Annotated in this window: 20 protein-coding genes; 7 read left to right on the top strand and 13 right to left on the bottom strand. The window is 69.4% G+C overall.

The annotated features are described in order from the left end of the window. Positions 1-47: 47 nt before the first annotated feature. Together K8P10_RS13285 and K8P10_RS13290 are read right to left on the bottom strand one after the other, a co-directional pair. The gene (locus tag K8P10_RS13285) at positions 48-1,580 is read right to left on the bottom strand and encodes a gamma-glutamyltransferase family protein (RefSeq protein ID WP_224779374.1); all 1,533 of its coding nucleotides are present in this window, start codon (positions 1,578-1,580) and stop codon (positions 48-50) included. Then, complete coding sequence (locus K8P10_RS13290; protein WP_224779375.1) at positions 1,577-2,302, bottom strand: FadR/GntR family transcriptional regulator; 726 nt, start codon at positions 2,300-2,302, stop codon at positions 1,577-1,579. Before K8P10_RS13290 ends, K8P10_RS13285 begins: the two co-directional genes overlap by 4 nt. Positions 2,303-2,527: 225 nt before the next feature. On the opposite strand from K8P10_RS13290, the gene K8P10_RS13295 reads away from it, so the two are divergent. After that, positions 2,528-4,051, top strand: a complete 1,524-nt coding sequence (locus tag K8P10_RS13295; RefSeq protein WP_224779376.1) for a peptide MFS transporter — start codon at positions 2,528-2,530, stop codon at positions 4,049-4,051. 189 nt (positions 4,052-4,240) lie between these two features. Here the strand turns inward: K8P10_RS13295 and pyrE are convergent, their stop codons facing one another. Continuing rightward, entirely contained in the window at positions 4,241-4,795 is a 555-nt protein-coding gene (gene pyrE, locus K8P10_RS13300; protein WP_224779377.1) for an orotate phosphoribosyltransferase, read from the bottom strand. A gap of 78 nt (positions 4,796-4,873) precedes the next feature. Between pyrE and K8P10_RS13305 the strand changes: the two genes are divergently transcribed. After that, positions 4,874-5,716, top strand: coding sequence for a Sir2 family NAD-dependent protein deacetylase (locus K8P10_RS13305; protein ID WP_224779378.1), 843 nt, complete (start codon positions 4,874-4,876; stop codon positions 5,714-5,716). A 65-nt stretch (positions 5,717-5,781) separates the two neighbouring features. Here the strand turns inward: K8P10_RS13305 and K8P10_RS13310 are convergent, their stop codons facing one another. The 3 genes from K8P10_RS13310 to ubiE all read right to left on the bottom strand — a co-directional run bounded on the left by K8P10_RS13310 (position 5,782) and on the right by ubiE (position 9,040). Beyond that, positions 5,782-7,155: an FAD-dependent oxidoreductase gene (locus tag K8P10_RS13310; protein WP_224779379.1), complete on the bottom strand. Its 1,374-nt coding sequence runs from the start codon at positions 7,153-7,155 to the stop codon at positions 5,782-5,784. A 65-nt stretch (positions 7,156-7,220) separates the two neighbouring features. After that, positions 7,221-8,279 carry a polyprenyl synthetase family protein gene (locus K8P10_RS13315; RefSeq protein ID WP_224779380.1) on the bottom strand — a complete coding sequence of 353 codons (1,059 nt, stop codon included), beginning with the start codon at positions 8,277-8,279 and terminating at the stop codon, positions 7,221-7,223. After that, positions 8,276-9,040 (bottom strand): bifunctional demethylmenaquinone methyltransferase/2-methoxy-6-polyprenyl-1,4-benzoquinol methylase UbiE, encoded by a 765-nt coding sequence (gene ubiE, locus K8P10_RS13320; protein ID WP_224779381.1) that lies wholly within the window; start codon positions 9,038-9,040, stop codon positions 8,276-8,278. Before ubiE ends, K8P10_RS13315 begins: the two co-directional genes overlap by 4 nt. 81 nt (positions 9,041-9,121) lie before the next feature. Between ubiE and K8P10_RS13325 the strand changes: the two genes are divergently transcribed. Continuing rightward, complete coding sequence (locus K8P10_RS13325; protein WP_224779382.1) at positions 9,122-10,408, top strand: isochorismate synthase MenF; 1,287 nt, start codon at positions 9,122-9,124, stop codon at positions 10,406-10,408. Positions 10,409-10,456: 48 nt separating this feature from the next. Here the strand turns inward: K8P10_RS13325 and menD are convergent, their stop codons facing one another. Together menD and K8P10_RS13335 are read right to left on the bottom strand one after the other, a co-directional pair. Next, on the bottom strand, positions 10,457-12,238 hold the full coding sequence (gene menD, locus K8P10_RS13330) for a 2-succinyl-5-enolpyruvyl-6-hydroxy-3-cyclohexene-1-carboxylic-acid synthase (protein WP_224779383.1): 1,782 nt from the start codon (positions 12,236-12,238) through the stop codon (positions 10,457-10,459). A 3-nt stretch (positions 12,239-12,241) separates the two neighbouring features. Further along, positions 12,242-12,730 (bottom strand): PLDc N-terminal domain-containing protein, encoded by a 489-nt coding sequence (locus K8P10_RS13335; RefSeq protein ID WP_224779384.1) that lies wholly within the window; start codon positions 12,728-12,730, stop codon positions 12,242-12,244. An 83-nt stretch (positions 12,731-12,813) separates the two neighbouring features. Between K8P10_RS13335 and K8P10_RS13340 the strand changes: the two genes are divergently transcribed. Together K8P10_RS13340 and K8P10_RS13345 are read left to right on the top strand one after the other, a co-directional pair. Then, a complete protein-coding gene (locus tag K8P10_RS13340) occupies positions 12,814-13,194 on the top strand; it encodes a DUF4229 domain-containing protein (protein ID WP_224779385.1) in 381 nt (126 codons plus the stop codon). Then, positions 13,191-14,354 (top strand): FAD-dependent oxidoreductase, encoded by a 1,164-nt coding sequence (locus tag K8P10_RS13345; RefSeq protein WP_224779386.1) that lies wholly within the window; start codon positions 13,191-13,193, stop codon positions 14,352-14,354. Before K8P10_RS13340 ends, K8P10_RS13345 begins: the two co-directional genes overlap by 4 nt. A 48-nt stretch (positions 14,355-14,402) precedes the next feature. Here the strand turns inward: K8P10_RS13345 and K8P10_RS13350 are convergent, their stop codons facing one another. From K8P10_RS13350 to K8P10_RS13370, 5 genes are all read right to left on the bottom strand, one after another. Next, positions 14,403-15,365, bottom strand: a complete 963-nt coding sequence (locus K8P10_RS13350) for a 1,4-dihydroxy-2-naphthoate polyprenyltransferase (RefSeq protein WP_224779387.1) — start codon at positions 15,363-15,365, stop codon at positions 14,403-14,405. An 86-nt stretch (positions 15,366-15,451) separates the two neighbouring features. Beyond that, on the bottom strand, positions 15,452-16,654 hold the full coding sequence (locus K8P10_RS13355; RefSeq protein WP_224779388.1) for an AMP-binding protein: 1,203 nt from the start codon (positions 16,652-16,654) through the stop codon (positions 15,452-15,454). Between the two features lie 26 nt (positions 16,655-16,680). After that, entirely contained in the window at positions 16,681-18,117 is a 1,437-nt protein-coding gene (locus K8P10_RS13360) for an MFS transporter (protein ID WP_224781294.1), read from the bottom strand. 72 nt (positions 18,118-18,189) lie between these two features. Continuing rightward, complete coding sequence (locus tag K8P10_RS13365) at positions 18,190-19,101, bottom strand: 1,4-dihydroxy-2-naphthoyl-CoA synthase (protein ID WP_224779389.1); 912 nt, start codon at positions 19,099-19,101, stop codon at positions 18,190-18,192. Between the two features lie 114 nt (positions 19,102-19,215). Continuing rightward, complete coding sequence (locus tag K8P10_RS13370) at positions 19,216-20,985, bottom strand: FAD-binding protein (protein ID WP_224779390.1); 1,770 nt, start codon at positions 20,983-20,985, stop codon at positions 19,216-19,218. A gap of 78 nt (positions 20,986-21,063) precedes the next feature. Between K8P10_RS13370 and K8P10_RS13375 the strand changes: the two genes are divergently transcribed. Continuing rightward, positions 21,064-22,023 (top strand): LysR family transcriptional regulator, encoded by a 960-nt coding sequence (locus tag K8P10_RS13375; RefSeq protein WP_224779391.1) that lies wholly within the window; start codon positions 21,064-21,066, stop codon positions 22,021-22,023. 8 nt (positions 22,024-22,031) lie between these two features. Further along, complete coding sequence (locus K8P10_RS13380; RefSeq protein ID WP_224779392.1) at positions 22,032-23,027, top strand: o-succinylbenzoate synthase; 996 nt, start codon at positions 22,032-22,034, stop codon at positions 23,025-23,027. The last annotated feature ends 65 nt before the right edge of the window (positions 23,028-23,092 follow it).

The raw sequence follows: 23,092 nt of genomic DNA on the forward strand, positions 1-23,092 counted from the left end.
CGGTGAGGCTTTCGGTTGCGCGGATGGGACGGGGGGCGATGCGGAGGTCATGCGTCGACCACGATCGCCGAGCCGTCGGAGCGGGGGTCGCTGGCGGCGTCGAGTGCGGCGGCGCGGACCCTGATGAGGTTCGAGTGGCCGAGATCCTCGGAGTAGCGGGGAACGATATTCAGCTCGAACCCCGCAGCCACGATGGCGTCGCGGGCCGTCTCGGGCACGTCCTCTTCGAGCGTGACGGTCAGCTTCCCGTCGCCCCCGATCTCATCGACGATCCACCGCGGTGCGTGGGTCGCCTCCTGCGGTGCCGCTCCTCCGAACGAGCGCAGCAGCAGCTGGGCGTGGATCTGGGGCTGCGCCGATCCGCCCATCGTCGAGGGCACCCAGGCCAGTTCGCCGTCGCGCAGCACCATGACCGGCATCAGCGTGTGGCGGGGACGCTTGTTCGGGGCGAACACGTTCGGCAGTGCCGGATCGAGCGCGAACGAGGTGCCGCGGTTCTGGAAGAGCACCCCCGTCTGCGGTTCGAGGATGTGCGCGCCGAAACTGCAGTAGACGGAGTTGATGAGCGAGACGGCCCACCCGTCAGCCGTCACCGCGCTCAGGCCGACGGTGTCCCCACTGCGTTTGGGGTCGGCGACGTGATCCCCCGTCGGCACCTCGGCTGCGACGAGTTGCTCACCGCTCGGTCCGGCCGCCGGATCGGCGAGGAAGGCCGCGCGGACGGCATTGGCATCGCGGAAGGCCGCCGCGAGCGCACCGGCACCGGCGCCGAGCGGATCCTCGATGCGCTGAGCGACCGCGTTCAGGGCGCGCAGCAGCATGAATCCCGAGGTGTTCGGCGGGCCGGTGAGCACGCGGTGACCGTCGAAGTCGCCGGCGAGCGGTTCAGCCCACTCGGGGCGGTAGGCGGCAGTGTCTTCGAGGGTGATCTGCGAACCGGCCCCGCGGAGCCCGGCGACCCAGGTGCGCGCGAGTTCGCCCGAGTAGAACGCGTCCGCCCCCTGCTCCGCCAGCGTGCGGAGTGTGGCGGCGAGCGCCGGCTGCACCAGCGTCTCCCCCGCGGTCAGTGGTTCGCCGTTCGGGTAGAAGATGTCGCGGGCGCCGGGATCCTGCGCCAGGGACGCATGATTCTCGATGAGGGCTGCCGCCACCGAACGGGCGGTCGGGTGCCCAGCCTCCGCGAACTCCGTTGCCGGCGCGAGGTGCTGCGCCCACTCGCGCGTCGCGCCGAAGTCGTGCAGCGCACGCCACCCGCGGACCCCGCCGGGAACGGTGACCGTGTCGATGCCCCGCAGCGGCAGGGCATCACCGTGACGCTCGCGCAGTCCTGCAAGGGTCTGCCCGCTCGGCGACCGTCCGGTCGCGTTCAAGAAGTGCACCTCCCCGTGAGGGCTGCGGACCAGGGCGACCAGGTCGCCCCCGAGCGCCACGTTGTTCGGGTACACCACGCAGAGCGTCGCCGCCGCGGTGATCGCCGCGTCGACGGCGTTACCGCCCGCCTCGATCACTGCCGCACCCGCCTCAGTGGCAAGGTGGTGGGAGGTGGAGATGGCGCCTCGTGCGCCGATCGTTCGCGTCAAGACTGCACCGTCTTCCTGTCGGTCGCCGCTCGGGCGATCTGGTCGCTGATATCGAGCACGTGCGCCCGCGCCTCTTGCTCGGCGAGCTCGCCGTCGCCCTGCGCGATCGCCTCGAAGATGCGGCGATGCGCCGCACTCGATGCCCTGCGCCGCTCCTGCGTCTGGTATCGGGACGCGCGGCTCGGGGCGATCTGCTGCGCGATCTGCTCGTTGATGTAGGTCAGGAGCGGATTGTGCGCGTACTGGGCGATGGCCTGGTGGAAGGCCCGGTCGAGCTCGGCGTAGCGCTCCTGCGTTACATCGGCCTCCATCGCTTCGACGAGTTCCCGGAGCTGGGCGAGATCCCGCGGCGCCGCCCGGTGCGCGGTGATGCGCGCGATCGGGGGCTCGACGATGGCACGAAGCTCCATGATGTGCTGCAGGTCGGAACTCAGAGAGCTCAGCGCCACCAGCGTCTCCTCGAACCGGTCGCCAAGCTCGCCCGGATCGCGCACGATAGTGCCCCTGCCGGGCTTGCGAGCGATCAGGCCACGCGTCTCAAGCTCTCGGAGCGCATCGCGCACCGAGACACGGGAGACTCCGAGGTGGTCCGCCAGTTCTCGCTCCGGCGGAAGCTTCTCACCCGGGGCGAGGGTGCCCTCGAGGATGAGGCGTTCGATGTCGACAGAGAGCCGCTCCGGCACCGACAGCGGAACGGAACGTCCGATTGCGGCCCAATCCATAAGGTCCTCCGACTCTTCCGACTTTGGTCTGACCAACAGCCGGATCAGGATAACATCCCTGATCCCGACCAGCGCAATCATCGGCCCCGGGAACCTCGCGCTATCGACTCCGAGGATCGGCGCTTGCAATTCCCTGGATCCACTGCAATGCTATCTTGGTCCGACCAACAGGACAACTGCTGGCATCACGCATCGGACGCGTGAACACCACCGCACGGAGGATCAATGACGAAGCCCCAGTCCACCCGCACTCATCACCCCGAGCCCTCCCCGGGCACGGGCCGCACCGGCGCAGTGGGGGTCACCCGTGCACTCGGCGTGGTCGCCGACGACGCAAAGCCCAGCGGCCTGATCACGCTCTCGGGCACCGAAATGTGGGAACGCTTCAGCTTCTACGGCCTCCAGGTGCTTCTCGCCTACTACCTGTACTTCTCCCTCGCAGACGGAGGCCTCGGCCTGCCACAGGCGGTGGCGCTCGGCATCGCCGGCTCATACGGCGGGCTCGTCTACATCGCCCAGATCGTCGGCGCGTGGATCGCCGACCGCGTCCTTGCCGCGAAGCACGTCGTGTTCATCGGAGCAGCGGCGATTATGATCGGCCACCTGCTGCTCGCGTTCGTGCCCGGCCTCATCGGCCTCGTCTGCGGGCTCGCCCTCATCGTCGTCGGGACAGGCGGACTGAAGGTGAACACCACGATGATGGTCGGGGCGCTCTACCCAGAGGGCGGTGCGAAGCGGGACGCCGGTTATTCCATCTACTACATGGGCATCACCATCGGCGCCTTCTTCGGACCCTTGCTCACCGGCGTGCTGCACCAGAACTGGGGCTTCCATGTCGCCTTCGGCGCTGCCGCAGCCGGCATGGCGGTCGGCCTCGTCCAGTACGCAGTCGGCATGCGCAAACTACCGGCCGGCACCGCCGTCGTGCCGAACCCGCTGCCGGCACGGAGCCGGAAGGCGTGGGCCGGGATCGCGCTCCTCGCGATCGCCGTCATCGCCGTCGCCGTCGCGGTCGGGATCATTCGAGCCGAGAACATCAGCGACGTCGTCGCGCTCGTCGTAGTCGGAGCCGCGATCGCGTACTTCGCCGTGCTGCTCTCGTCGCGAGAGGTCAGCCGCGCGGAGCGTTACGACGTCATCCGGTTCGTCCCCATCTTCCTCATGAGCCTGGTCTTCTGGACACTCCTCTTCCAGCTCTTCACCGCTTTCGCGGTGTTCGCCGACACGAAGATCGACCTCAGCCTCGGCAGCGTCTCCGTCTCGCCCACGCTCATCGTCACACTCGAGAGCCTCGTCGTCGCCGCCTTCACCGCGCTGCTCGCACTCCTGTGGAGTCGCAGCCGCGCGTCGCGCATCTCACCGGTGACGAAGGTGGTGAGCGGCGTCGTCTTCATGGGGCTCGGCGCAGCAGCGATCGTCCCGTTCAGCATTGCGACGGGGCAATCGATGCCACTGTTCGTCGCGATCGCGGTGATGCTCCTCTTCGCCATGGGCGAGGCGCTCTTCGCCCCCGCGGCGCTCTCGATCACGGCGGGCATGTCCCCACGCTCCGCGAACGCGCAGATGACTGCGCTCTACTTCCTGACCATGGCCGGGGGCTCGACGCTCGCCGGGCGCATCTCGCAGTTCTACGAGACGGGCTCCGAGGCCCAGTACTTCGGCACCGTCGCCGTCATATCGCTCGCGGCGATCGTCGTGCTCGCGCTGATCTGGCGTGCGGTCGACCGCACGCTCCAACGCCGCGCGTAGGGGCGGGTAGCTGGCAACCACGTCGACACATGATCCTCGCGACAGCACACCGTATTCGCGGCGACTATCGCGTGTCGGCGTATAGCAGGTGTGCCCTCGCTCGAAGCGGCACCACAAGCGAGGCGACGCCACAAGCGAGGCGGCGCCTGAGGACGGCAGGGCTCCCCGAGCCCGTGAAAGAGCGCCCTGCTACTGCGGGTCGAGCCCGAGGTCATCGAGTCCGATGGCGTAGCGGTACTCGTACCCCTCGCCCTCGATGCGGGACTTCGCGGGGGCCTGGCGATCCACGACGACGGCGACGGCTGCGACCTCGGCTCCGACCTTCTCGAGCGCCTCGATCGCCTTGAGGGGTGACCCGCCGGTGGTCGAGGTATCCTCAACCACCACGACGCGCTTGCCTGCGAGGTCGGGGCCCTCGACCTGGCGACCGCGACCGTGGTCCTTGGGCTCCTTGCGGACTACGAACGAGTCGTAGGTCTTGCCGCGCCCAGCGCCCTGGTGCATGATCGCCGATGCGATCGGGTCAGCGCCCATGGTGAGGCCGCCGACCGCGACCACGCCGTCGATGTCGTCGATAAGGTCGAGCATGACCTGGCCGATGAGCGGAGCCGCACGGTGATCGAGGCTCAGCTTGCGGAGGTCGATGTAGTAGGTCGCCTTCTTGCCGCTCGTGAGCGTGAAGTCGCCGTGGAAGACAGCTTCAGAGGTGATCAGGTCGATGAGCTGGCTGCGCGCGTCGGTCATGGGCTTCATCTTACCGGCGGCGCCGGCCCCTCCTCGATCACACCGGGCGGCCCGCTAGAGTGGCGGGCAGGAGGCACCATGCAGACGAACAGCATCGCGGACACCGACATCGCTTCGCTCGCAGCACTCTTCACGACTGGGCCGGCAGCCATACTCACGGGCGCCGGGATCAGCACTGACTCGGGCATTCCCGACTACCGCGGAGCCGGAAGTCCGCCGCGCCACCCGATGCGGATCCACGAGTTCATGGACGATCTCCGCTACCGTCAGCGCTTCTGGGCGGGCGCTGCGGTGAACGCGCGACGCGCTCCGGTCATCGAACCGAACGCCGGGCACCTCGCGGTCGCGGCGCTCGAACGTGCCGGGCGCCTGAATGGCGTCATCACGCAGAACGTCGATGGCCTCCACGGTCGCGCGGGTGCCAGAGAACTCGTGGAGCTCCACGGCAACGGCGACGTGATCCGCTGCACCGGGTGCGATCGACGCTGGTCGCGCTCCGAGGTGCTCGGGTGGTTCGAAGAGCTGAATCCCGGCTTCGTCGAGCGGCACCGCGATGCGGCGATCAACCCCGACGGCGACGCCGAGGTCGGCGATATCTCCGCGGTACAGGTGCCGCAGTGCCCGCACTGCACCGGCATCCTGAGACCCGACGTCGTCTACTTCGGCGAGTTCGTGCCTGTACAGGTCTTCGCCCGCGCCGAGGCGCTCGTCGAGTCCGCCCACGCACTGATCATCGCGGGGTCATCGCTCGCGGTGAACACCGGGATCCGGCTCGTCCATCGCGCCGAGAAGCGCGGGATCCCGATCGCCGTCATCAACCGCGGCCCCACAGCCGTGGATGCACGGGCCGACCTGCGAATCGAGGGCGGCACGAGCGAGCACCTGATCGCACTGGCCGCCGCGCTCGGCGTTCGCGCGTAGCGACCCGAACGCGCGAACGCCCCGGAATGCGCGAGTGGCGGAACCGGGGCGTTCGTGCGTCGAGTTCAGGACTCGCGGGAGATGCGGGTCATCTCGTCGCGGGGGACAACCTTGATGCGCGTCCGGCCGGCCTGCTCGCCGAGCGACAGCTCGTGCTCATCGAGTCGTCGCCACCCGTCGATGGTCGTGTAGGGCACCTCTCGCGATGAGAGCAGCTCGGGAATCGCATCGAGCTCGGGCTCTTCCGGCGTCCACCAGTGCTGGCGATCCTCGAGCAGGCACTCGAGCGTCTCCATGGCGTCGGACTTCGTGTGCCCGATGAGCCCGACGGGACCGCGCTTGATCCAGCCGGTGGCGTAGACTCCGTGCAGCCGCTCGCCCGACGCGTCGATGACGCGCCCCTGCTCGTTCGGGATCACGCCACGACGCTCGTCGAACGGGATCTCGTCGAGGGGCGATCCGAAGTAGCCGACGGCCCGGTAGAGCGCCTGCATCGGAATCACCTCGAACTCGCCGGTGTCGATGACGCCGCCCTGGCCGTCGGGCGCAGTGCGCTCGACCTTGAGGCCGGCGACGCGACCGTCCTCAGTCACGACCTCGACCGGCTTCGACCAGAAGTGGAAGTGGAGTCGTCGCGAGGCATGCTCCCCCGACTCCTCGCGGGCGCGCTGCTCCTCACGCCACTTGTTCATCACGCGCTGCATGACGATGACCTGCTTGTTCTTCGCCAGCGTCTCGTCGGCGTACGTGTCATCCACGTCGAAGTCGCGCTCCTCGACGACCATGTCCACGTCGTTCACCTCGCCCAGCTCTCGCAGCTCGAGCGGCGTGAACTTCACGTAGGCGGGTCCGCGACGGCCGAACAGGTGCAGCTCCTGGATCGGATTCGACTTGAGCCCCTCGTAGACGTTCTCGGGGATCTCGGTGGGCAGCAGATCATCCGCGTGCTTGATGAGCATGCGCGAGATGTCGAGCGCCACGTTGCCGTTCCCGACGACGCCGACCTGCTCGGCCTCGAGCGGCCAGGTGCGGGGCACGTCGGGGTGCCCGTCGAACCAGCTGACGTAATCGGCGGCGCCGTACGACCCCTCGGCGTCGATTCCCGGAATGTTCAGATCGGCGTCGCGGATCGCGCCGGTCGCGAAGATCACGGCGTGGTAGTGGCGCTTGAGGTCCTCGAGCGTGATGTCGGTGCCGTAGCGAACGTTGCCGAAGTAGCGAATGTCGCCGCGATCGAGCACGTCTCGCAGCGCCGTGATGATGCCCTTGATGCGTGGGTGGTCGGGGGAGACGCCATAGCGCACGAGACCGTACGGGGCGGGCAGCTGTTCGAAGAGGTCGATCTCGACACCGAAGTCGCGTTCGGCCTTCAGCAGCAGATCCGCGGCGTAGATGCCGGCGGGGCCGGCTCCGACGATCGCCAGGCGCATATTGGTCATGGGTGCGTGCGTTCCTTCCGGGGTGGGCGGTGCGAGGAGAGGGTGGCCGGCCAGTCCGACCGCGATCAACCCTCGCGGTTCACGATGGAGTCGGCCATGCGCTCGAGCGCGCGCTTGACCGAAGACTTCGGGAGAGGGGCGAGGGCATCGACAGCCTCGGTCGCCCAGCGGTGCGCGGCGGCCTCGGTCTCGCGCGTGACCTCGTGCTCGCGGAGCGCCTCGACCTCGCGATCGAGCAGCGCTCCGTCCTCTCCGGCCGCGATGCGCTCCACACCCGTGTCGATGCGGTCGAGCAGCAGCGCGGCGTCGGGGTCGCCAGCCGCTGCCCGGCGACGCAGCAGCAGGAGCGGAAGCGTCGACACGCCGGCCCTGAGGTCGGTGCCCGCCCGCTTGCCGGTGCGCTCGGCTGCCGGCGAGAGGTCGATGACGTCGTCGATCAGCTGGAAGGCGACACCGATGCGCTCGCCGTACTCGGTGACCGGGTCGGCGTACTCCTGCGGCGCTCCGCTGAACATCACGCCCATGCGCGCCGCCGTTGAGATGAGTGCTCCGGTCTTGTCCGCGAGCACCTGGAGGTAGTGGTCGACCGGATCCTCGCCGTCCTGCGGTCCGACGGTCTCGTGGAGCTGACCGAGGCAGAGACGCTCGAAGGTCTGCGCCTGCAGCAGGATCGCCTCCTCCCCCATGCCGGACACCAGGGTTGATGCGCGGGCGAAGAGCAGGTCTCCGGCGAGGATCGCAACCGAGTTCGACCACACCGTCTGCGCGGCGGGTACTCCGCGCCGCAGCCGCGCATCGTCCATGACGTCGTCGTGGTACAGGGAGGCGAGGTGGGTGATCTCGATTGCCTGCGCGGCACGCCGCACGAACGGCGTGGGGCCGTCGCCGAGTTCGCTCGTGAGGAGGGTGAGCATCGGCCTGATCCGCTTGCCGCCCGCCTCCATGAGATAGCGAGCAGGCGAGTCAGCGACTCCCGACGTGAAGCGCAGGTGCTCGAGCAGCTCGGCCTCCACGATCGCGAGCTCGTCCTGCAGCCGCTTCGCGTGCCGACGGTCCTGTGCGCCGCGGAACAGGCGCATCGGCAGCGCCTGCGTCGCAGTGTCTTCGGCGATCGGGTGAGTCATGCGTCGTCCTCAACAGTCGAATCGTTCTGCCCGGCGGCGGCCGTGGGCACGGTGAAGGGGACGAACCCGCGGTGCAGGGCGACGATGCCCCCCGTCAGGTTGCGGTAGCCGACGCGCTCGAAGCCGGCGTCGCGCAGCCATTCGGCGAGCTCGTTCTGCGCTGGCCAGGTCTCGATGGACTCGTTCAGATACCGGTACGCTTCCGCGGCATCGCGATTGATGGCCCCGGCGATGCGTGGAAGCACGTGACGCCCGTAGAAGGTGTACGGCACCCGCACCAGCGCGGACGCCGGGCGCGAGAACTCGGCGATGACGACGCGCCCGCCTGGCTTCACGACGCGACGCATCTCGCGGAGCGCCTGCCGCGGATCCTGCACGTTACGGAGACCGTAGGAGATCGTGGCCGCGTCGAACGCGTTGTCCTCGAACGGCAGCGCGGTCGCGTCGGCCTGCACGAACTCGAGCAGCGCGTTCCCTGCGTGCCGACGCTCACCCTCGTCGAGCATGCCGCGCGAGAAGTCAGCGACGGTCACCCGCGCGCCGTGCTTCGCGAGCGCTGCGGCCGAGGTGCCGGTGCCCCCGGCGACATCGAGGATGCGCATGCCCGGTCGCGGATCGACGGCGCGCGTGGTCGCCACGCGCCAGAGTCGGGAGTTCCCTGCACTCAGCACGTCGTTGATGAGGTCGTATCGCGGCGACACGGCGTCGAACATGTTCGCGACGTCGGAGGCGAGCTTGGTGGAGGTGTCAGCGCGGGTCACCCCACCATGCTAGCCCGTTATCCTCAGTGCTCTCGGGAGAGATCCCACGTTCTCAGCGAGCGGGAGGAGTAGATTGTCAGGGTGTCCAGCGAACCCCAGGTGCCCCGCCTCACCGCGGTGACCCGTCCCCTGGACCGCATCCCCGACATCGTCGCTCTCGCTGACCCCGAGCAGCCGCTCGTCTGGACCCGTGGCGACCGCGGGTGCGTCGGTCTCGGCGAGACGCTGCGCCTGACGTTCTCGGGCCCCGATCGTTTCGCGCACGCAGCGGCGGAGTGGCGACGGATCGCCGCTCTCGCGAGCATCGACGACCCGGTGGGCCTGCCCGGTACCGGGCTCGTCGCCCTCGGCACGTTCGCGTTCGACGCGGGGAGCGCCGCCACGAGCGTGCTCATCGTGCCCCGCACCCTCATCGCGAGGCACCGGGGCTCGGCGTGGATCACCGAGATCCGGGTGACCAGCGCCGAAGCCTCGGCCGACCAGGGGTCGCCGATCCTGCCCGAGACGACACCGGTGCGACCCTGGAAGGGAACCACACTCGGAACGCGGGATGCCGCCGGTGCACCCGGTGTCGCGGCCTATCTCGACGGTGTTGAACGCGCGGGCGCCCTGATCACGGACGGCGCGCTCGAGAAGATCGTGCTCGCGCGGCAGGTTTCGGGCAGGATCGAACCTGACGCCGACCTCAGGACCCCGATCTCCCGCCTCGCCGAAGGCTACACCGACTGCTGGACCTTCGCGGTCGACGGCCTCGTCGGCGCCAGCCCCGAGACCCTCGTCCGCTCGACGGGCGGCGCCGTCTCGGCTCGCGTGCTCGCCGGCACCCGGAGGCGTCACCGGGAGGACGAGCGGGCCGACCTGCGCGCGCGGAACGAACTGCTCACGAGCCCCAAGGAGCAGCACGAGCACGCCTTCGCCGTGCAGAGCGTGGTCACCGCGCTTGCCCCGCATGTGCGGTCGCTGCAGACGAGCGAGGAGCCCTTCCCGCTGCAACTGCCGAACGTGTGGCATCTCGCGACGGATCTCGGAGCGACGCTCTCTGAAAGCAGTTCAGCGCTCGAGATCGTGGGCGCTCTCCACCCGACCGCAGCAGTCGCCGGCACCCCGACGGCGGCAGCGATCGCCGCGATCGCCGAGCTCGAACCCTTCGACCGCGGACGCTACGCGGGGGCGGTCGGGTGGATCGATGCGGCCGGAGACGGCGAGTGGGTGATTGCGCTGCGCTGCGCCCAGGTCGGGCCGGTCGACGACGCCGTGCGCACCGTCACCGCGAGCGCGGGCGGAGGCATCGTCGACGGCTCGAACCCCGAGCACGAGCTCGCCGAGACCGTCTCGAAGTTCCGCCCCATCACCGACGCGTTCGCCTGAGACGCTGCGGAACCGCATCCGGCGGCCGAGCGGTCACCGGCGGATCGGTCACCGGCCGATGGGCACCTCGACGAGGGTCGGCTGGGTTACCGGCGTCGTGAAGAGGCGCTCGAGTTCGACGCGCGTCTCGACGCGAACGTATGCCCAGCCGTACGCCGCAGCGAGCTGCGCGAGGTCCACTCGCTGCGGGGTGTACATCACCCGGTCGAACGCGTCAGCGCCAGTGGTCGCCGCCACCTCGAGGCCGTCGAAAATGGTGCCCCCTCCGTCGTTCGCGACGAGCAGCTGCACCCTCGGCCGAGGCTCACCAGGCGGGAGAAGCAGGGAGCCTGCGTCGTGCAGCAGCGCGAGGTCCCCGAGCAGCACACGGGTCGTGCCAGCGGCCCGCGCCGGATCCTCATCCGCCTGGCTCGCCGATGCGATGCCGAGCGCCGTGGCGATGGTGCCGTCGATCCCGGCGACTCCGCGGTTGGCGTGCACCTCGACGCGGCGGGCGGGCGCCAGCCCGTCGAGCACGCGGACAAGACGCGAGGCCGCGAGCACGAGACGGTCGTGGGGCCATGTCGCGCGCCAGACCGATTCGACGAGCATCTCCCGGGTCACGGGCTCGCGCATGCTGGCGACCTCGGCGCGGGCGTATGCGTTCCGGTCCTTGTAGCCGGGGGCTGTCGCCGCGGAGAAATCAGGTGCGTGCGTGGTCGATCGCTCGGTGACGAGCTCGCGATCGGGAACGACCCACGCACCGAGCCAGCGACGCATGCTCCGGCGATCGTACGCGTCGGCCACGCGGACGTCGCGCACCACCCTGGCGCTGCGCGAGGGATCGTAGTGCTCGCCGTCGCTGAACGGGTCCACCACGACGACCTCGACGTCGTCTCGCCTGAGCAGGGCGGGGATCTGCCTCGTGAGCGTCGGATGCCCGAACACGATCACCCGCTCGACGAGACCGCCGACGGCGGGGTCGTCGAGCAGCGTCGCGTAGGCCGTGATGGCCTCGCGACCGAACCGCGCACCGCTCACGACTTCGGCGAGCAGGGGCAAGCCGGCCTCCCTCGCGAAGGTCTCGGCCTGCTCTCCGGCACCCGCTCCGGCAATGACCACGGCGAGCGGGTCGCCGTCGTGCACGTAGACGTCCCCGACTCGCTCTGGCCCGTGCTCGGTACTCGCCGTCGTCGCGTGCGTTCCGTCGGTCTCAGTCTCGACCTGCGCCTCCGCCGGAGGAGCCGTTCCCTCGATCTCCTCGGGGCCCGACAGCGGCTCACGGAAGGCGAGGTTGAGCTGCACCGGCCCCGCGGGCCATCCCCCGCGCATTCCTCGTGCGGCATGCACTGCTCGTTCGGCGAGGGCGGCGGGGTCCGCTGCAGGATCCGCAGCCCCCCGGGCATCATCCTCGGGTGCGGCGACGTCCGCTCCCCAGCGCAGCACCCCGGCGAACAGCCCGGCCTGACGCGTCGTCTGATTGCTCCGGATCCCGCGCAACTCAGCCGGGCGATCCGCCGTCAGCAGCAGCAGCGGTACGCGACCCTCCGACGCCTCGACGGCAGCCGGCGCCAGATTCGCCACTGCCGAGCCGCTCGTCACGATGACGGGTGCCGGCACACCGGTTTCACGTGCAACACCGAGGGCGAAGAAGGCGGCAGAGCGCTCGTCGACGCGCACGTGCAGGCGGATCTCCTTGCGCGCCTCAGCGCTGGCGGCCGCGAGCGCGAGGGCTTGCGAGCGGGATCCCGGGCAGACGACGACGTCGCGCACTCCCTCGGCGACCAGCGCCCGGATCAGGCGCGTGGCGAACCTCTGAGCCGGCGATGGCGCCGCAGCTGTACCGCTCACGGGTTACGAGCGTCCGGGCGCGGTTCCGTCGTCCTCCGAGCCGCTCTCCGACCCGGTCCCGGGCTGCTGACGCGGCTGCGGCTCCGACGACGGGCCCGACTGCGCTTCCGCGTCGGATGACGCCCGCGACGCACCGGGATCCGGCTGCTCCGTCGCCTCACCGGGGTAGACCTCGTTGTCGAGTTCGCGCAGGCGCTCCTCGAGTTCGCGCATGTGCTCGTCGAGCTCGGAATCCGAGAGGCTCGTGCCAGTGAACCGCGGATCCTCATCGGGTGCGGCGCGACGCTGGGCCGCAAGGTTCTCTCCACGCGCGCCCTTGCCGATCGTGAACCAGAGGATGCCGCCGATCACGGGCAGCACTACGATCAGCACCACCCACACGGCCTTCGAGACCCCTCGTGCGCGTGCGGAATCGGTCAGCGCCGCATCCACGAGGGAGTACAGCGTGAAGGCGGTCGCCAAGACGACGCCGATGATCATGAACCGCACCATACCTGTATGGTACCGGCGGTCCCTGGTATCCAGATCAGCACCGGGTGATGAGCATTCAGGCACGCTCGGTAGAATCGGGACCCGTGAGCACCCGCACCGCCTGGACCGTCTACACCATCCTGCGTCTCGTGTTCTTCGCGGTCCCGTTCACAGTGCTCTACTTCGCACTCGGATGGAGCTGGTGGCTCTCCGCGATCATCGCGACCATCATCGCGTTCTCCCTCTCGATCATCTTCCTCAGTCGGCAGCGCGAGACCGCGTCAGAGAGCATTCACGACTGGCGGCAACGCACCCGCACCGCCGACGACATCGTCGAGGACGACGCGCTCGACGAGGTCGCAGCACGGGACAGCGGTGCCGCACGCGGCACGACAGGAACCGGCCCCCCCGACGTCGATGCCGACGTCCGCCCTGGCGCCGAGCAGTCCGAAACCGAGCAGCCCGGCACCGACCAGCCGAGATGATCGCGCCCTCGTCTCACCGGGCACGCTTCGATCAGATCGTCGTCGGAGGCGGCGCCATGGGCCTCGCCACGGCCTGGCAGCTGGCCTCTCGCGGCAGCAGCGTACTCTTGCTCGAGCGGTACTCCCCCGGCCATCTGCGCGGCGCTTCGCACGGAGCCACCCGCAATCTGAACAATGCCTACGATGAGACGCACTACCTCGACCTGTTCGACGAGGCGAAGCACCTCTACGAAGCACTCGAGCGCGCTTCGGGTGCGACGCTGCTCACGCTCTGCGGCCTCGTCACGCACGGTGCAGCGGAGAACGTGCACGGCGCCTACGCCCAGCTGACCGAACGCGGCAGTCGCGCCGAGCTCGTCACCAACGCCGATGCCCGCGAACGCTGGCCAGGCATCGCCTTCGAAGGCGATGAGGTGCTGTTCGCCGCCGAGGCAGGTCGCGTGCACGCATCGACGACGCTCGAGACGCTCGTCGCCTCCGCCCGAGTGTCCGGAGGCGATCTGCGGTTCGGTTGGAACGTCACCGGCATCAGCGAGAGCGACGATTCGGTCACGGTCACGGCGGTCGACCCCGACGGGAACTCCCACCGGTTCACCGCAGACGGCGCGGTCGTGACGGGCGGCGCCTGGAGCGAGCAGCTGCTCGCCGAGCACGTTGCGCTTCCGACGCTGCGCGTCACCGAGGTGCACCCCGCGCACTTCGCGTTCCGAGACACTCATGCGCACCTCGAAGCCGGCTGGCCGTCGTTCAACCACTTCCGCGGAGGCAGCGCGACCGACCCCCGCGAAGGAGCCGCCTACAGCATGCTCACTCCGGGAGAGGGCGTCAAAGTGGGGCTGCACGTAACGGGCGAGGCCATCGATCCGGATCGCCGGACCTTCCGCGGCTCAGACGCCTGGCGGCAGCGTCTGGCCGACTACGTCGCCGAGTTCATCCCCGCGCTCGACCCCGCCACGGGTGTCGAGCTGAGCTGCACCTACACTTCGACCCCGACCGGTGACTTCGTGCTCGACCGGGTGGGGCGCATCACGTTCGGCGCCGGCTTCTCCGGGCACGGATTCAAGTTCGTTCCGGCGATCGGGCGCGTGCTCGCCGACGCCGCCACTGACGTCTCACTGCCGCCGGCGCCCTTCCGCCTGGCGGCGGACGCCGCGATCTGATGCACTACGCAGCGGGGAGGCGCACATAAGGCGACCGCCCGGGCGCTGTTAGAACGCGAATGCCGCCCCGATCAGCGAGGCGTATGCCAGCGACGCGAGACTCGTCAACGCGAGAGCACCGATCAGCTCCTTCGCCGTCTTCGCGAACAGTACGATCAGGCAGCACGGGATGACGGCGAACAGCACGAGCCACACGAGCACCATGCCCGGGTAGGCGAACCCGTACAGAGCGGGCACCGCGAACGGCAGCAGCACGCAGACCACGTAGAGGATCCGTGACGCCCGATCCCCGATGATGACGGCGAGCGTGCGCTTGCCTGCGAGCTTGTCCGTCTCGATGTCGCGCACGTTGTTCGCGATGAGCACCGCGACGGCGAACAGCCCGACGCCGACCGCCGCGAACCAGACCTCCTGGGTCTGGATGTCGGTCTGCAACCAGGTCGTACCCACCGTCGCGACGAGACCGAAGAAGATGAACACCATGACCTCGCCGAGGCCCGCGTACCCGTACGGCCGCTTGCCGCCGGTGTAGAACCACGCGGCCACGATCGCGACCGCACCGAGCGCGAGGAACCACCAGCGCTCGCTCAGCACCACGGCGATGACGCCGCACACCGCGGCGAGACCGAAGAAGACGAGCGCGACGGCGAGCACGCGCTTCGGGTTCACGAGTCCCGATCCGGTCAGGCGCGCCGGACCGACACGGTACTCATCGGTTCCGCGGATCCCGTCGGAGTAGTCGTTGGCGTAGTTCACACCGATCTGGAGGAACACGGCGACACCGAGCGCGAGGAGTGCGAGCGGCCACGAGAAGTCGCGGACCATGTGGGCGATCCCCGACCCGGCCACGACGGGTGCGATGGCGAGGGGAAGCGTGCGCAGCCGCGCCCCGCTGATCCAGTCGCGCGGAGTGACCCGCGGTCGTCCACCGACCTCGACCTGCTCCTCGGCTGCGGCGCGCGTCGCCGGATTACCGGATCGGCGCCCGTCACGCGACTTCGACTGGCTCACGCATTCTCCCTATTTCGTGCCTCTGTTCCGAGCACCCGCCTCAGCGGCAGACGCGCACCCACCAGGGTACTCGTCCGCGCCAGGGGTCAGCTGAGCCGGCCCGCTTCGCGGAAGCTGTCCCGGAGCATCCCGATGCGCTCGCGCACCCGGAGCATGTCGGGCTTGCCGTTCGGGAGCCGCGGAAGCTCCTCCAGCTCGGTCACCCACGCCGGCACCGCCGCCGCACCGAGCTCGGCCCGCACCCGCTCCTGCAGGTCGCTGAACCCGAGCGCGTCATCGGTCTCTTCGGCGATCGCACGCACCAGGCCGGGGCGCTCGCCCCACTCGGGGTCCGTGAACGGCACGGCGACCGCCTCGCGCCACCCGTCGTGCTCGCGGACGACCCGTTCCACCTGATCGAGTGACACGTTGATACCGCCAGAGATCACGACGCGGTCGAGACGGCCAGTGACGGTGAGCATGCCGCCCAGCAGTTCACCGGCGTCACCGGTCCGGTACCAGAGGGTCCCGCGATCATCGACGAAGGCGGCCTCGGTCAGCTCCGCGTCGCCGAGATACCCCTCGGCCAGCACCGAACCCGCGATCTGCACTTCGCCCTCGCGGATCCGCACCTGCGTATCGCCGATCTCCACACCGTCGTAGACGCACCCGCCCGAGGTCTCCGTCATGCCGTAACTGCGCCTGAGCTCGAGACCGAGCGCGTGCGAGCGGCGGCGCAGGTCGAGCGAAACCCCCTGTCCGCCGACGAGGATCGCCGCGAATCGGCGGAGGGTGTCGGCCGCGGCGCGGTCCTGCTCGGCGAGATCCAGCAGCCGCGCCAATTGGACCGGAACCAGAGAGACGTAGCGCCGATCCGCGTCCATCGACTCGGCGCGCTGCACGAACACCGCGGGATCGAAGTGCCCGTCGGGTCCATCGCAGAACACGGGGTCGGTACCGGCGATCAGACTGCGCGTCAGCATCTGTGCGCCCGCGATGAGATGCACGGGCAGCGCGACCAGCCACTGACCCGGCCCGCCGAGCGCCTCGTGCGTCGCCTCGGCGCCGGCCCTCAGCGCCTGCGCCGAGATCGCCACCGACTTCGGGACGCCGGAGGAACCCGACGTACGGATCACGAGCGCCGTACCCTCGGGAATCGGCTGCTCCAGCACGTCCTCGACATCGGCAGGATCAGCACCGGGTGCGAGTGGGAGCACCGCGGAACCGCCGGACAGTGCGTCCGCAAGAGCGGCGAGCAACCACGCCCGATCATCAGTGGGAACAGCGCGAAGCGGTGTCGAAGAACTCACCCGTCCAGGGTACTGCGGACTCGCCGTCACCGGAGCGGGATGTTGCGCGTCGGAATCGACGGGCGCTTCTCCTCAGGCGGAGTCCGCGGGATCAGGAATGTGAGCACCGTCGCGACCGCAGCCGCCACGATCGCGATCCAGAAGCACGTCTGGAACGCCGTCGTCGTCGGCACCGCCACATCGCCCACCTGCACCGACATCGAAGCGAGCACGCCGCCCATCACGGCGGACGCCCCCGAGGTGCCCACGGAGCGGAACAGCGCGTTCAGCCCGTTGGAGACCCCCGTCTCGTTCGCCGGGACCGCATTCATGATGATCATCGGCATCGCCGCGAACGCGAAGGCGATGCCGACGCCGATGATCGCGTTCGCCACGACGATGTGCCACACCTCAGAGGACCAGAGCAGCACGAACGTGTATGCGATCACGATCGAGGCGGTGCCGATCGAGAACAGCGGTCGGGCACCGAACACGCGCTCCAGCATGCCGGAGAGCGGCGAGAGGAACATCATGATCAGGCCGGCGGGCATGATGCACAGCGCCGCCTCGATCATCGTCAGCCCGAATCCGACACCGGATTCCGTGGGCATCTCGAGCAGCTGCGGGAACGTCACGTTCGAGGCGAACAGCGCGAACCCCATGCCGATCGCGGCAAGGTTCGTGAGGAGCACCGGCGGCCTTGCAGCCACTCGCAGGTCGACGAGCGGCTCCCGCACACGCAGCTGGTAGACACCCCAGGCGAGCATCGTCACCACACCGATGATCAGGGAACCGAGCGCCAGCGGAGACGCCCACCCCCAGTCCGCACCGCGCGACACGTAGAGGAGCAGGCCGGTCAACCCGATCGCGAGGCCGATCGCGCCGGGGATATCGAGACGACCGGGGTAGACCAGCGTGTCCTCCGGTACGAGGAACAGGTTGGCGACGATGCAGACCACGCCGAGCCCGGCCGACATCCAGAAGAGCGCGTGCCAGTCCGCCGTCTGCGCCACGTATGCCGCGAGTGGCATACCCACGGCGCCACCGACGCCCATCGTCGCGCTCATCAGCGCGACCGCCGTACCGAGCCGCGAAGGCGGGAGCACATCGCGCATGATGGCGATCCCGAGCGGGATCACCCCGGTCGTGATGCCCTGCAGGCCCCGGCCGATGATGACCCCGATGATCGACCCCGACATCGCCGCCACGAGCGACCCGACGATGAGCGCGATCAGCAGAACGATGACCACGCGCCGCTTGCCGTACATGTCGCCGAGCCGACCCGAGATCGGCGTCGCCACGGCCGCGACGAGCAGCGTGATCGTCACGACCCAGGTCGTGTCCTCGCGGGACGCGTCGAGAAGCCGCGGGAGCTCGGCCTGGAGGGGCACCACGAGCGTGAACATAAACGCCGACGTGAGACCGGTGAACGCGAGTGCCGCGACGACCGCCCAGGAGGGGGGCCGGCGCGTCAGGTTCTTCATCACCGACCCATGCTAGTCGATCGCCGACATGTCGGCTCGGGGTTGCGCGTTCCGAAACCGATGCCCCTGCATTCAGAAGTGGTAGGGGAACGCCTCCCAGTCGGGGTCGCGCTTCTCCAGGAACGCGTCACGACCCTCGACCGCCTCGTCGGTACCGTACGCGAGGCGCGTGGTCTCGCCAGCGAAGAGCTGCTGCCCTACGAGTCCGTCGTCGACGGCGTTGAACGCGTACTTCAGCATGCGGATCGCCGTCGGCGACTTGCCCAGGATCTCGCGCGCCCACTCGATCCCCGTCGCCTCGAGTTCCGCGTGCGGCACCACGGCGTTCACGGCACCCATCTCATAGGCGCGCTGCGCCGAGTACTCGCGGGCGAGGAAGAAGACCTCGCGCGCGTTCTTCTGCCCGATCTGCTTCGCGAAATAGGCGCTGCCGTATCCCGCGTCGAACGACCCGACGTCGGCGTCGGTCTGCTTGAACTTCGCGTGCTCATCGCTCGCGATCGAGAGGTCGCAGACCACATTCAGGGAGTGGCCACCGCCCGCCGCCCAGCCGGGAACGAGCGCGATGACGACCTTCGGCATGAAGCGGATGAGCCGCTGCACCTCGAGGATGTGCAGGCGGCCGGCGCGCGCGGATTCCTCGGGCGAGACCTCGGACTCGGACTCCGCGTACTGGTACCCGCTGCGCCCCCGGATCCGCTGGTCGCCGCCGGAGCAGAACGCCCATCCCCCGTCGCGCGGCGAGGGCCCGTTCCCGGTCAGCAGCACCACGCCGATACGCGGGTTCACCCGTGCACGCTCGAGCGCGTCGTACAGTTCGTCGACAGTGTGCGGGCGGAACGCGTTGCGCACCTCGGGTCGGTTGAACGCGATGCGGGCGATCCTCCCGTCGCGGCTTAGGTGCGCGGTGATGTCGGTGTAGTCGGTACCTGGGGCGACCGTCCACTCGGCGGGATCGAAGATCTCGGAGACCTGCTCTGTCATGCGTTCCAGGCTACCGGGCGCCCAGGGCCGTTCGGGTCACTTCTTGCGGGTTCGAGGCGGGCAGTACCCGCAAGAAGTGACCCGAGATCGTGGTGGGGCCTGGCCGGGCGGGCGCTACTCGACGAGCTTGCCGGCGACCGAGTCGTCCGCCGCCGCCTTGGCGAGCAGCCGGAACTCCTCGGGGGCGTCGGCCAGCGGCTCGAACACCACACCTCCCGACGGAGTCCACACCATGTTGCCGGTGAGGTCGTCGTTCTGCTCGGGGTAGTCCGACCGGTTGTGGCAACCGCGTGTCTCGCGCCGCTCGATCGCGCACTCGAGGGTCGCGCGGGCCGCGAGCAGCGACCCTGCGAGATCGAATGCGTGGGCGAGATCGTCGAATCCCGCGATATCGGGGTGTGCGGTGACGCGGGTGGCGCGATCCTCGAGGTCGGCGACCTTCTCCAGCCCCTCGGTGAGGCCGGCCTCATCCCTGACCACTCCCGCGTGCGCCGTCATGACGTCGCGCAGCGCGCGCTGCAGGCGGCGGGGCGTCTCGTGCGCCGACTCCGAGTCGCTCCCGGAACCGGTGAGCAACCGCTGCATCTCGTCGCGCGCCGCCCCCACGGCTGTAGGATCGCGCCGCACCGAACCGATGCCGCGCACGTACTCGGCGGCATCCGCGCCGGTGATGCGCCCGTACACGAGGAGCTCGATGAGCGAGTTGCCGCCGAGCCGGTTGGCGCCGTGCAGGCCCGAGGACGCCTCGCCGATCGCGTAGAGCCCGTCGACGCCGGTGCCGTGATCCTCTGGACGCACCCAGACGCCGCCCATGGAGTAGTGCGCCGTCGGGGCGACCTCGATCGGCTGCTCCGTAATGTCGAGCATCTGCAAGTCGATGAGGTTGCGGTAGACGCGAGGCAGGCGATTCAGGATCTGCTCTCGGGGCAGATGCGACACGTCGAGCGTGACGGCGCCGTTCGCCGTGCCGCGCCCCTCGGCGATCTCGGTGTAGCTGGCGAGGGCGACCCGGTCACGAGTCGAGAGCTCCATGCGCTCCGGATCGTAACGCTCCATGAAGCGTTCGCCGAGTGCATTGCGGAGGATACCGCCCTCGCCGCGCGCCGCTTCCGAGACGAGAGTCCCCGCGACATCGCTGGGCTCGACGAGGCCGGACGGGTGGAACTGGACGAGCTCGGCGTCGCGGATCTTGCCCCCGGCAAGCGCCGCGAGCCGGAACGAGTCGCCGGTGTTCTCGTCGCGGCGCGACGAGGTGTTCCGCCAGATGCGCGTGTGGCCTCCGGCGGCCAGGATCACCGCGTCGGCGTGGATCACGACCGGGGTCCCGTCGACGATGTCGAAGCCGTAGGCTCCGAAGATGCGTCCGTCGCTCGTGAGCAGGCGAGTGATGTAGATGGTGTCCACGATCTGCACCCGCAGCTCGGAGGCACGACGCATGAGGGTGCGCTGGATCTCGAGTCCGGTGTAGTCGCCGGCGTAGCAGGTGCGACGGTACCGGTGGGCTCCGAAGAAGCGCTGGCTGATCCTGCCGTCGTCCTCCCTGGCGAAAGGCATGCCCCAGGACTCGAGCTCTGCGATGCCCTGCGCGGCTCCGCGAGCGACGACTTCGACGATGGCGGGGTCGGCGAGGAAGTAAGATTCGCGGAGCGTGTCGGCGGCGTGCTGCTGCCAGCTGTCCTCGGGGTCCATGGTGCCGAGCGCGGCGTTGATGCCGCCGGCGGCAAGGGTGGTGTGGGCGTCGTGTGCGCGTCGTTTGCCGACGGCGAGAACCTGGACGCCCTGCTCGGCGAGCTCGATGGAGGCGCGGAGTCCGGCGCCTCCCGTGCCGATGATGAGGACGGAGGTGGCGAGCAGCCGCTCGGCGGGAGAAGTCGTGGTGATCATGGGCTCCACGCTAGGAGCGCATCTTCGATTACTCCAATGAATAGTTCGGATCATCTCGATGCGTTTAGGCTATCGAACATGAACCTCGAACAGCTCCGCAGCTTCGCAGAGGTCGCGCGCATCGGCCACTTCACCCGCGCGGCCGAACGACTGCACGTCGCGCAGCCGTCGCTGAGCCGTCAGATCGCGACCCTGGAAGCCGAGTTCGGCGTCGACCTCTTTCACCGCGCCCGCGGACGCGTCACGCTGACGGCGGCGGGCGAGCGCCTCCTCCCCCTCGCCCGGCGCATGCTCGCCGACGCCGAGACCGCGCGAGACGAGATGGCCGAGCTCGTGGGGCTCGCACGCGGACGCGTCAGGCTCGGCGCCACGCCGACCCTCTGCACGACGCTCGTCGCCGAGGTGCTCGCTGAGTTTCGCGCGCGCCACCCCGGCATCGACGTAGAAATCGTCGAGCGGGGATCGCGCTCCCTCATCGAGGCGCTCGGCGAGGGCGGGCTCGATCTTGCACTCATCGTCACCAGCGTCTCGTCGGGCACGGGCCGCGCGGCGCTGTCCCTCGAGCCGCTGCTGCAGGAACGACTCGTCGTGGTCTCCGCTGCGGACGCTCCGGACCCGTTCACCGGAGCGGGACCGGGATCCCCCATTTCGCTCTCGCTGCTCGCCGGAATTCCGCTGGTCGCGTTCCCCGAGAACTACGATCTCCGCGTCGCACTCGACGCCGCCTTCGCTGCCGCAGGCCTCACCCCCGAGGTCGCGGTCACCGGCGCCGAGATGGACGCGACGCTGAGCTTCGCCGAGCGCGGCATCGGGGTCGCCGTCGTCCCCGCGATGGTCGCCCTCGAACGCCGGAATCTCCGCATCACACCCCTCGCGGATCCCGACCTGCGGCGCACCATCAGCGTCGCGCGTCGCGCAGACATGGCGCCCACACACGCGAGCGCCGCGTTCCGCACCGTCATCGGCGAGGTCGCCGAGAGCCTCGCCGCGACGCATGCCCAGGAACCGCGGTACCTCGAGCCGATCCCCGTGGGATGATCGAGAACATGCCACGCGCTCTGCCATCGCTCGAGGAGATCCTCGATGCGGCTCACGTCGTCGCGATCCCGACTCGCACGCGCTTCCGGGGGGTGACGGTGCGGGAAGCCGTGGTCTTCGCCGCGCCTCAGGGCGCCACCGAGTTCTCCCCGTTCCCCGAGTACGCAGACGAAGAGGCTGCGACCTGGCTCCGGGCGGCGATCGAGTTCGGCTGGGGCGAGACACCGGCACCGCGACGCGACCGGATCGCGGTGAACGCGACCGTTCCTGCGGTCGATGCTGCGCGAGTCCCCGAGATCCTGGCACGCTTTCCCGGCTGCGACACCGTCAAGGTCAAGGTCGCTGAACGCGGCCAGTCGCTCGAGGACGACCTGGCCAGGGTCGTGGCGGTGCGGGCATCGCTGGGGCCGTCGGGCACGCTCAGGATCGACGCCAACGGGGGTTGGTCGCTCGATGAGGCGCGAGCCGCACTCGAGGCACTCGCACCCTTCGACCTCGACTACGTCGAGCAGCCCTGCGCGACGATCGATGAGCTCCGCGCGCTGCGGGAGACCGCCCGCGGACTCGGCACCCGGATCGCCGCCGACGAAAGCGTGCGCAAAGCCAGCGACCCGTTGGCAGTCGCGCGGGCGGGCGCCGCCGACCTGCTCGTCGTGAAGGCTCAACCGCTCGGCGGCGTGCAGCGGGCCCTCGACATCGTGACGGAGGCGGCACTCCCCGTCGTCGTCTCGAGCGCACTCGACACCTCCGTCGGCATCTCGATGGGCCTGCACCTCGCAGCAGCACTGCCCGACCGCCTGCTCGCGGGGGCGTGCGGGCTCGGAACGGTGGCGCTGCTCGACGGCGATGTCACGGCCGACTCACTGGTACCGATGGACGGTGAGATCGTCGTGCGCCGGCCTCGGCTCGAGCCAGAGTTTCTGGACCGCTACGCAGCGCGGCCGGAACGCGTTGCGTGGTGGCGGGAGCGCATCGAGCGCTGCTCCGCTTCGATCGCAACGTAACCGCGCTCCCAGGGACTCACCAATGCTGCACGTCATTCTTTGCGGCGGGGCAGCGATACACACGC

The sequence above is a fragment of the Leucobacter sp. Psy1 genome (assembly GCF_020096995.1).
In the GTDB taxonomy this organism is placed as follows: Bacteria; Actinomycetota; Actinomycetes; order Actinomycetales; family Microbacteriaceae; genus Leucobacter.